Source organism: Bacillus sp. UNC438CL73TsuS30 (assembly GCF_000482325.1).
Lineage (GTDB): Bacteria > Bacillota > Bacilli > Bacillales > Cytobacillaceae > Neobacillus.
In genome coordinates this window covers 1-8,632 of record NZ_AXVA01000043.1, presented here as the reverse complement: position 1 = coordinate 8,632, position 8,632 = coordinate 1, and the positions used below count along the sequence as shown (strand labels likewise).

Sequence of the window (8,632 nt, the reverse complement as noted above, 5' to 3'; positions counted from 1 at the left end):
CTTTTCCTCATGAGAGGAAAAGGATTATCCGGTATTAGCTCCGGTTTCCCGAAGTTATCCCAGTCTTACAGGCAGGTTGCCCACGTGTTACTCACCCGTCCGCCGCTAACCAACAGGAGCAAGCTCCTATTGATTCGCTCGACTTGCATGTATTAGGCACGCCGCCAGCGTTCGTCCTGAGCCAGGATCAAACTCTCCAAGAAAGTTGATTTAGCTCATTTGTTACGTTGGCTCATGTTCACTATATAATAGAAGAAACATGATTATTATTGTTTGTTGACGTTTTTGTTTGTTTAGTTTTCAAAGATCAATTTCTCTTAATTGTCTAAAAGCGACTTTATTAATATAACATTTAAAGTTATTTAAGTCAATAACTTTTTTTCTTTTTGTTCGTCAATCGCTGACGACTTTTAATATATTACAGGAATATATTAAATTGGTCAATAGCTTTTTTGAAAGTTTTTTCAAAAAGAAAAAGCCGTCTTTAAGAACGGCTTGGCTCAACCTAAATGACCCATTTTTGTATGGCCACTAGCGCAATCATTCCAGGAATCCCAAGGAAACCTGAAACAGTTGATGTTGCAAAATTTATCGGCACATGTATTCCGAATCGGTTACCTGCCACATTTAAGAAAAATAAAAATAATGCCCCAATTACTAATTTAATCGCAGCTTGGCCAATAAAACGGGCCGGCTTAAAAGGAGCACCTGAAAATAATAATATAACAATGAGTCCCCCTAAAATGGAGATTATGATAATTGGTTCCAAAAAAGCTATCCCCCTCCCAGATTACTTTTACTAATAACTATGTACAAGTTATCTAAAAAAGACCTAAGAATGGGATAGCTTTTCGATTATCTTTTTAAAGATACATTCCGCTGTTTGGCTTCTCTTATTAAGAAGAAGTATTTAGCTTCTGCAATCTTTGTTTGACATATAACCTCTTCTGACGGATCAAAACACTTCTCCAAGAGTAACTTTTGCTGCTGTGAATTTTCTTTAAATTTATTTAATTGGGTTAAGAGCTTTTCATCAAATTCTTTTCGAAGCCATCCTTTTCGTCGAAAAAACATGAATGATTCCCCCGGTACATTATAATTCTCTTCGACCCTCTAAGGCTTTTGATAAAGTAACTTCATCTGCGTACTCTAGATCTCCCCCAACTGGCAGACCATGAGCAATTCTTGTTGTCTTAATCCCTGATGGCCTTAATAACCGGGAAATGTACATGGCTGTTGCTTCCCCTTCAATATTTGGGTTGGTTGCTAGTATGACTTCCTGCACTGTTTCGTCCTGAAGTCTCTTTAATAGGTCAGGAATATTAATATCCTCTGGGCCTATTCCATCCATTGGTGAAATCGCTCCATGAAGGACATGATATAAACCATTAAATTCCTTCATTTTTTCCATTGCAATAACATCTTTAGGGTCTTGAACAACACAGATGATACTCCTGTCCCTTCGCTCGTCTTCACAAATATAGCAGGGATCTTGATCAGTAATATGACCGCAGATTGAGCAATAAGTTAAATTACGTTTGGCATTTACAAGTGCCTTAGCGAAATCTAATACAGTGTCTTCTTTCATGCTTAAGACAAAAAAGGCCAGACGAGCGGCCGTTTTCGGACCGATACCTGGCAATTTCATAAAGCTGTCAATCAGCTTTGAGATCGGTTCTGGATAATGCATTTTCTATTATTCCTCTCCTTAGAAATGCGTATGCACCCCTACAAGCGCTAATGTTGGACATTAAAAAGGAAGATTCATTCCTTTAGTGAATTGTCCCATTGTATTGTTCGTCAATTCTTCTGCCTTTTTAAGTGCATCATTTGTTGCAGCAAGTACCAAGTCCTGAAGCATTTCTACATCATCAGGGTCAACAGCTTCAGGATTAATTTTAACCTCTAATACTTCTTTATGACCGGAGACGATGACGGTAACCATCCCTCCGCCGGCAGTACCTTCAATTTGCTGTTTACCCAGTTCTTCCTGTGCCTCCGCCATTTTCTTTTGCATCTTTTGCATCTGCTTCATCATATTTTGCATATTTCCCATTCCGCCACCACGCATCATTTTACATTACCTCCATTTTTATTAGTCAATAACTTCTACAAATTCAGCACCAAATAGTTTTTTTGCTTCAGATATGTGGGGTTGCTCCTCTGCTTGGGAGTCTTTCCCTTCTCCATCTTCAGCATGTTGATGACTTAGAAAACCTTCCCGAATGGACAACCATTGATCTTCAGGCACACCAAGGATCGTAAACCGATGGCCGGTTAACTCTTGTAGTGCAGACATGACTGTTTCAATAAAGCGGTTGTTATCCATGGCCATTTGGCAGTGAATTTCATGCTTGAATTTTAGAATAAAAGCAGTGGACGAAGCTGCCACAGGCTCAGCCTCATTTAATAAGGCTGCGTGTGATTTCATTAGCCGTGACCGCATTTCCGCCCAATTACTTTTAATTTGATTGATATCATTTTTAGTTGCATGTTTTAAAACTTCATTTATTTTACCAACAGCAGGCTGGAATCCTTTTCTTGATGTCCTAGGTGCTGTTTTTTGTACAGGTGCAGGGGCTTCCTGTGCTGCCTGTATTCCATTCGTCTTTAATTGCCGCAGGTCATCTTCAAGCTGTTCTATTTTTGCAAGAAGCTGAGAGATTTGCCCAGGTGCAGCCTGATCAGAATGTTTGGTTTCGATTTGGCACAACTTTACGATTGCAACCTCTAAAAAGATTCTCGGATGATTGGTCCAACGCATTTCCTGCTGTGTTTTATTTAGCTGGTCAATCATCAGATAAATTTGTTCAGTCGGGATCGTTTCCGCCATTTTTTGAAATTCATTGTCAAGCGTAACTCTTTCTAAGGATTCCTCAAGATTGGGGGCAGTCTTATAGAGAAGTAAATCCCGGTAAAATAGAATTAAATCTTCAATAAAACGAGCCGGGTCTTTTCCATGAAATAAAAGCTCCTCTAACGCTTCTAATCCACTTGCAACATCCTTTTCTTGAAATGCATGAGCCAACTTATATAAAAACCCTTGTGACACAGATCCTGTTACGGTTAGTGCATCCTCTACAGTTACACGGTCTTGACTAAACGATATTGCCTGATCCAGTAAGCTTAACGCATCACGCATACCACCTTCTGCTGCCCTGGCAATCATTTGCAGTGCTTGTTCCTCGCAATCTACACCCGTTTCATCAACAATTAGCTTCATTCTCTTTACGATCGACCCTGCTGTAATCCTTCTAAAATCAAAACGCTGACATCTTGAAATAATCGTTAGCGGGATTTTATGAGGCTCGGTTGTTGCCAGAATAAAAATTACATGCTTCGGTGGTTCCTCTAATGTTTTTAATAAGGCATTGAAGGCGCTAATGGATAGCATATGCACCTCATCAATGATATAGACCTTATATTTGACGGCGGTGGGAGCGAACTTTACCTTATCGAGTACGTCTCTCATTTCTTCAACGCGTGAGTTTGAAGCTGCATCAAATTCTAAAACATCCGAGATTGTTCCATCAGTAATTCCCCGACATGCAGCACATTCGTTACATGGTTCTGCAACAGGCGAATGCTCACAATTAACCGCTTTTGCCAAGATTTTAGCTGCACTGGTCTTCCCTGTTCCTCTTGGGCCTGAGAATAAATAAGCATGTGAAATTTTCTGTTGAAGCAGGGCGTTTTGCAATGTCTTGGTCACATGCTCCTGTCCTACGACATCGATAAAGGTTTGAGGCCGCCAAACACGATATAAAGCCTGATAAGCCAATGGACATCGCCCCCTTCTCAAATTTTCATCAACTTTTGTTGTCTAGGCTTCTGCTTTTCTCATTATAACGTATCTAATTAAGAAGTGAAAATATTAGAATATACAAAAAAACTCATCCCATTTTTTCTGAGATGAGTAATTTCTTAAAAAATATGTAATTAAACTGCCGTGCACCTTCCTTCGACTGGCGCCCATAAGCGTTACTTAAGCAGTTAGCTCGACCCAGGCAACCCTGCGGCACATGAGAGCGTCCACTTAATGCTGCTTCCTTCCGGACCTGACATGGTTCATGGATTCCCATTGCGCAGGACCCGGGCGTCAACACCACTTACTTAAGGCAGACCCTACAGGTCACGAGCCTCAGGAAGGGATTCAGCCTCGCTAGAGCGGATTGCGAGTACAGGGCACCGCTACCTCCCCGCCTAGCACGGCAAAGTTGAAAACAATTTTTAGTGCGTCATATCTGACACTTTTTTAGTATACTAACATTCATGAGAAAATGCAACGCTTATCCAATGTCAATATTTGTAAGCCTGTCCATCTGTGCTTGCTTTTCCTTACGCTTTTCTGCTTTTTTCCTCTCCCGGATTGCACGAAAAAAGGAAGATAACAACTGGCCGCACTCCTCCTCCAAAACACCTTGAGTTACCTCACTTTGGTGATTGAATCTTTCATCCTGAAGAAGATTCATAAAGGTACCAGCACACCCACCCTTTGGATCGGGTGCTCCATATACCACTCTTTTGATTCGAGATAAAATGATAGCACCGGAGCACATGGGGCAAGGCTCCAATGTTACATAAAGGGTAGCATCCTCAAGTCGCCATGATCCTGTTTTATGGCAGGCCTGGTCAATTGCCAGCAGTTCTGCATGCGCAATGGCGGATTGTTCATTCTCTCTTAAATTATGGCCGCGGGAAATAATTTCATCCCCTAGGACTATGACTGCCCCAATCGGAACCTCATTTAGTGCCTCTGCCTTTTTCGCTTCCTCTATTGCCTCTTTCATATAGTATTCATCTAGATTAACATCCACCGTCATCATTTATTCCTTTCAAGGATAAGATTGATTAGCTCTTTCCACACTATAAAGTAGGAGGAGATAATTTAATGAAGGAAATCCATCCTGCACTCATCATTATCGATATGATTAATAACTTTGATTTTTCCCACGGGCCAATTTTGGCAAAAAAGGCCTTGCAAATTGCCCATCCTATAAAAAAATTAAAAAAGAACTTTAATGAAAAAGGTCTACCGGTCATTTTTATTAATGACCACTATAATTTATGGCGGGCAGAATATACAAAAATAATTGAACTCTGTAGAAATCATTATAGTCAGCCTGTGTTTGAAATATTGCTTCCGGAAGAACATGATTATTTTTTAATTAAACCAAAGCATTCTGCCTTTTACGGCACTGCTCTAAATACTCTGCTCCATCAATTAAAGGTGAACACATTAATTCTCACTGGCATTGCCGGAAATATTTGTGTTTTGTTTACCGCAAATGACGCCTACATGCGTGAATTTCAGCTTTACGTCCCGGACAACTGCATCGCCTCTGCAGATGACCAAGATAATCAATATGCTTTAACCATGATGCAAAATGTACTAAAAGCAAATATTCAGCCCGCAACTGATAAAAATTATATCATGTAACCTCTTTTGCACTCATATGATTGTTGTAGCGTATGTGCGTTAGGAGGGAAAAGCATGCAAATTCATGTGGTTCAAAGAAATGAATCCTTAACAACAATTGCCCGGGCTTATCGTACTACCGTTCAAGATATCATCGATGCGAATGAATTACCAAATCCAAATAATCTTGTAATTGGGCAGGCAATTGTGATTCCAATTATCGGGAGTTTTTATACTGTTAAACAGGGAGAAACCCTATATAGTATTGCACAAAAGGTGGGAGTTCCCTATCAGCAGCTTGCCACTATTAATCGTATATCAGCCACACAACCGCTCTCTGTAGGTCTACGGCTCTATATCCCTCAAGGAAAAAAAAGACCTGCGGATTTTAATGCCTATGTTGAACCTCGCGGGACCACTGTTGCTCCAGTCCTTGAAAGCAGCGCAAGAGAGGCAGCACCATACTTGACCTATTTGGCTCCCTTTAGTTTTCAGGTCCACCGCGACGGAACATTAAAAGAGCCGTTATTAAACAATTTCCCTGCTATCGCAAAATCCCATCAGGTTGTTTTGATGATGGTCATTAACAATCAGGAGAATGATCAATTTAGTGACGAGTTGGGGCGTATTTTACTTACAGACATGGCCATTCAGGATAAATTTTTAAATAATATTGTCGCAACTGCTAAGAAGTATGGATTTCGGGATATTCATTTTGATTTTGAGTATTTACGTCCTGCTGACCGTGAAGCCTATAATACGTTTTTACGAAAGGCAAAGGCCCGCTTTAAGAATGAAGGCTGGTTAATGTCCACGGCACTTGCCCCTAAGACAAGTGCAACGCAAAAAGGAAAATGGTATGAAGGCCATGATTATAAAGCACATGGGCAAATTTCTGACTTTGTTGTCATCATGACCTATGAATGGGGCTATAGCGGCGGCCCTGCAATGGCGGTCTCCCCGATTGGACCGGTTAGAAAGGTATTAGAATATGCAATTAGCGAAATGCCTTCAAATAAAATTCTTATGGGGCAAAATCTATATGGCTATGACTGGACATTGCCGTTTGTTCAAGGCTCCGTTGCGAAAGCTGTCAGCCCGCAACAGGCGATTCAACTTGCCGCCACACATAATGTACCAATTGAGTATGATTCAAAGGCACAAGCACCGTTTTTTAAATATACTCAGAGTGGTAAGCAGCATGAAGTCTGGTTTGAAGATGCCCGCTCCATCCAAGCAAAATTTGATTTAATTAAGGAATTAAAACTACGGGGAATGAGCTATTGGAAATTAGGATTATCCTTCCCGCAAAACTGGCTGTTAATCGTTGACAACTTTAACGTAACAAAAAGAACATAAACTGCCCCTATTCGGGCAGTTTCTTCTTTTATTCCACAAAAAACTAATTTTCCCGTAAATATTCCATATCCCTTCCTGCTAAAGATTATGATAAAATATTCTTTGTGTCACTTTTAAAAAGACAGTAAAAAAGACCCGTTTTTAGACTGGTTCATTATAGAAAGATCAGGCAGTGGAGAGGGAGGATATACAATGGGGGATACACCCTTTATTACCGTTGAAGGGCCGATTGGTGTAGGTAAAACATCTCTTGCAAAAGCCATTTCAGACCATTTTCATTTTGCTTTGTTAAAAGAGATTGTTGATGAGAATCCATTTTTAGGGAAATTTTATGAAAACATAGAGGAATGGAGTTTCCAGACGGAAATGTTTTTTCTCTGCAATCGTTTTAAACAATTAGGGGATATCAACACTCATTATCTAAGTAAAAATCAGGCGGTAGTAGCTGATTATCATATTTTTAAAAATTTGATTTTTGCTTCTCGGACCCTGAATAAACAAGAATACGAGAAATACTATAAAATTTATCAAATTTTGACTTCCGATATGCCAAAGCCTAATGTCATTATTTATTTGAATGCGAGTCTTGATACGTTATTAAAGCGAATCAAGCTCAGAGGACGAGAGGTTGAGAAAAATATCAGCCCATTGTATTTAGAGCAGCTTTCAATTGATTATGAAAATGCTCTGGCAAGCTTTGAACAAGAACATCCAGAAATACCCGTTCTCCGCTTTAACGGCGATGCGTTAGATTTTGTAAAAAATGAAGAGGACTTACAGCATATTATTAAAAAACTATCGAATTCATTAAAACAAAACAGTTGGTCTAATACATTATAAGAACAGGGGGATGTTCGTGAGTATTGTTATCGGTGGTATGATTGGTCTGGGAAAGACAAGTGTAGCTGACACCTTAAGTGGACACTTTAAAAATAAAGGAATCGAAAGTAAGGTGTTTTATGAAGCGGTGGATGATAATCCAATTCTTCCGCTCTATTATGAATTGACTCCAGAAGAATTGGATGCAAAAAGGATCCCTTTCCTCTTACAGTTATTTTTCTTAAATAAACGTTTTAAAACAGTGAAGGAATGCATTAACTGGCGGGAACCGGTTTACACGATTCAGGATCGCTCCATTTATGAAGATTGGTATTTTGCATATGTAAATAAGAATCTCGGCAGAATTGCGGACCTGGAATTTAAAATATATGAAGAGCTTGTTGAAAATATGATGGAAGAATTAAAGGAGCTCCCTAAAAAGGCTCCAGACTTAATGGTCTACTTGAAAGGTTCGTTTGATACGGTAATTGACCGCATCATGGCGCGCGGCCGCAGCTTTGAAATTAATCCTGAATTGAAAGAATACTACTTTGAGGTGTGGAAGGGCTATGATGAGTGGGTATTGAATCAGTATGATGCAAGTGAAGTCCTTATTATTGATATGGACACTACGGATGTTGTGAAAAGTGAGGCGGATGCTAAAAAGGTTTGCCTTGATGTTGAAGAAAAACTAAATGAAATCTTAAATAAAGATAAGGCACATATTGGGTAACCCAGTATGTGCTTTTTTTATGGAGTTCATGAGGCTTTGTGCTATTTTTTCTTTATCTTTGGCACTATGAGACTTCATTGGTGTCCGTGCTCTTGATTTTCCCTTCTTTGCGGGCACTATGGACGCTTGTCAGTGACCGTGCTCCTGACTTTCCCTTCTTTACCGGCACTATGTGGACTTTTTTGTTGCCGGCTTCTTCTTTTTTTCCTCTTTGCGGGCACTATGGGGTTCTGTTAGTGACCGCATCCTCCACTTTTCCCTCTTTGCGGGCACTATGACGTCCTGTTAGTGACCGCATCCTC

General features: G+C 40.0%; 10 protein-coding genes, 1 rRNA gene and 1 other RNA gene. 4 read left to right on the top strand and 8 right to left on the bottom strand.

Going from position 1 to position 8,632, the window contains the following annotated elements:
* The 8 genes from M028_RS0113375 to tadA form a co-directional block, all read right to left on the bottom strand.
* Positions 1-203 (bottom strand): 16S ribosomal RNA (locus tag M028_RS0113375); the annotation flags it as partial.
* Between the two features lie 302 nt (positions 204-505).
* Positions 506-769, bottom strand: a complete 264-nt coding sequence (locus M028_RS0113370) for a pro-sigmaK processing inhibitor BofA family protein (protein ID WP_026574321.1) — start codon at positions 767-769, stop codon at positions 506-508.
* 86 nt (positions 770-855) lie between these two features.
* On the bottom strand, positions 856-1,074 hold the full coding sequence (locus tag M028_RS0113365) for a YaaL family protein (protein WP_026574320.1): 219 nt from the start codon (positions 1,072-1,074) through the stop codon (positions 856-858).
* A gap of 19 nt (positions 1,075-1,093) precedes the next feature.
* Entirely contained in the window at positions 1,094-1,690 is a 597-nt protein-coding gene (gene recR, locus M028_RS0113360; RefSeq protein WP_026574319.1) for a recombination mediator RecR, read from the bottom strand.
* 60 nt (positions 1,691-1,750) lie between these two features.
* Positions 1,751-2,074 (bottom strand): YbaB/EbfC family nucleoid-associated protein, encoded by a 324-nt coding sequence (locus M028_RS0113355; protein WP_372512556.1) that lies wholly within the window; start codon positions 2,072-2,074, stop codon positions 1,751-1,753.
* 21 nt (positions 2,075-2,095) lie between these two features.
* Positions 2,096-3,781 carry a DNA polymerase III subunit gamma/tau gene (dnaX, locus tag M028_RS0113350; RefSeq protein ID WP_026574317.1) on the bottom strand — a complete coding sequence of 562 codons (1,686 nt, stop codon included), beginning with the start codon at positions 3,779-3,781 and terminating at the stop codon, positions 2,096-2,098.
* Positions 3,782-3,947: 166 nt separating this feature from the next.
* An RNA gene (gene ffs / locus M028_RS32110) (signal recognition particle sRNA large type) lies at positions 3,948-4,212 on the bottom strand.
* A 77-nt stretch (positions 4,213-4,289) separates the two neighbouring features.
* Positions 4,290-4,823 (bottom strand): tRNA adenosine(34) deaminase TadA, encoded by a 534-nt coding sequence (gene tadA / locus M028_RS0113345; RefSeq protein WP_442852787.1) that lies wholly within the window; start codon positions 4,821-4,823, stop codon positions 4,290-4,292.
* A 68-nt stretch (positions 4,824-4,891) separates the two neighbouring features.
* Between tadA and M028_RS0113340 the strand changes: the two genes are divergently transcribed.
* The 4 genes from M028_RS0113340 (at position 4,892) to M028_RS0113325 (ending at position 8,330) form a co-directional block, all read left to right on the top strand.
* A complete protein-coding gene (locus M028_RS0113340) occupies positions 4,892-5,440 on the top strand; it encodes a cysteine hydrolase family protein (protein ID WP_026574315.1) in 549 nt (182 codons plus the stop codon).
* Positions 5,441-5,494: 54 nt separating this feature from the next.
* A complete protein-coding gene (locus tag M028_RS0113335; RefSeq protein WP_026574314.1) occupies positions 5,495-6,778 on the top strand; it encodes a LysM peptidoglycan-binding domain-containing protein in 1,284 nt (427 codons plus the stop codon).
* 192 nt (positions 6,779-6,970) lie between these two features.
* Entirely contained in the window at positions 6,971-7,618 is a 648-nt protein-coding gene (locus tag M028_RS0113330; protein WP_026574313.1) for a deoxynucleoside kinase, read from the top strand.
* A 10-nt stretch (positions 7,619-7,628) separates the two neighbouring features.
* On the top strand, positions 7,629-8,330 hold the full coding sequence (locus M028_RS0113325; protein WP_197031418.1) for a deoxynucleoside kinase: 702 nt from the start codon (positions 7,629-7,631) through the stop codon (positions 8,328-8,330).
* The last annotated feature ends 302 nt before the right edge of the window (positions 8,331-8,632 follow it).

Excerpts from the sequence above, each read along its gene's own strand:
- M028_RS0113340 (WP_026574315.1), top strand. The coding sequence starts at position 4,892 with ATGAAGGAAATCCATCCTGCACTCATCATTATCGATATGATTAATAAC.
- M028_RS0113365 (WP_026574320.1), bottom strand. The coding sequence starts at position 1,074 with ATGTTTTTTCGACGAAAAGGATGGCTTCGAAAAGAATTTGATGAAAAG.
- M028_RS0113325 (WP_197031418.1), top strand. The coding sequence starts at position 7,629 with ATGTTCGTGAGTATTGTTATCGGTGGTATGATTGGTCTGGGAAAGACA.
- tadA (WP_442852787.1), bottom strand. The coding sequence starts at position 4,823 with ATGACGGTGGATGTTAATCTAGATGAATACTATATGAAAGAGGCAATA.
- M028_RS0113330 (WP_026574313.1), top strand. The coding sequence starts at position 6,971 with ATGGGGGATACACCCTTTATTACCGTTGAAGGGCCGATTGGTGTAGGT.
- M028_RS0113335 (WP_026574314.1), top strand. The coding sequence starts at position 5,495 with ATGCAAATTCATGTGGTTCAAAGAAATGAATCCTTAACAACAATTGCC.
- recR (WP_026574319.1), bottom strand. The coding sequence starts at position 1,690 with ATGCATTATCCAGAACCGATCTCAAAGCTGATTGACAGCTTTATGAAA.
- M028_RS0113355 (WP_372512556.1), bottom strand. The coding sequence starts at position 2,074 with ATGATGCGTGGTGGCGGAATGGGAAATATGCAAAATATGATGAAGCAG.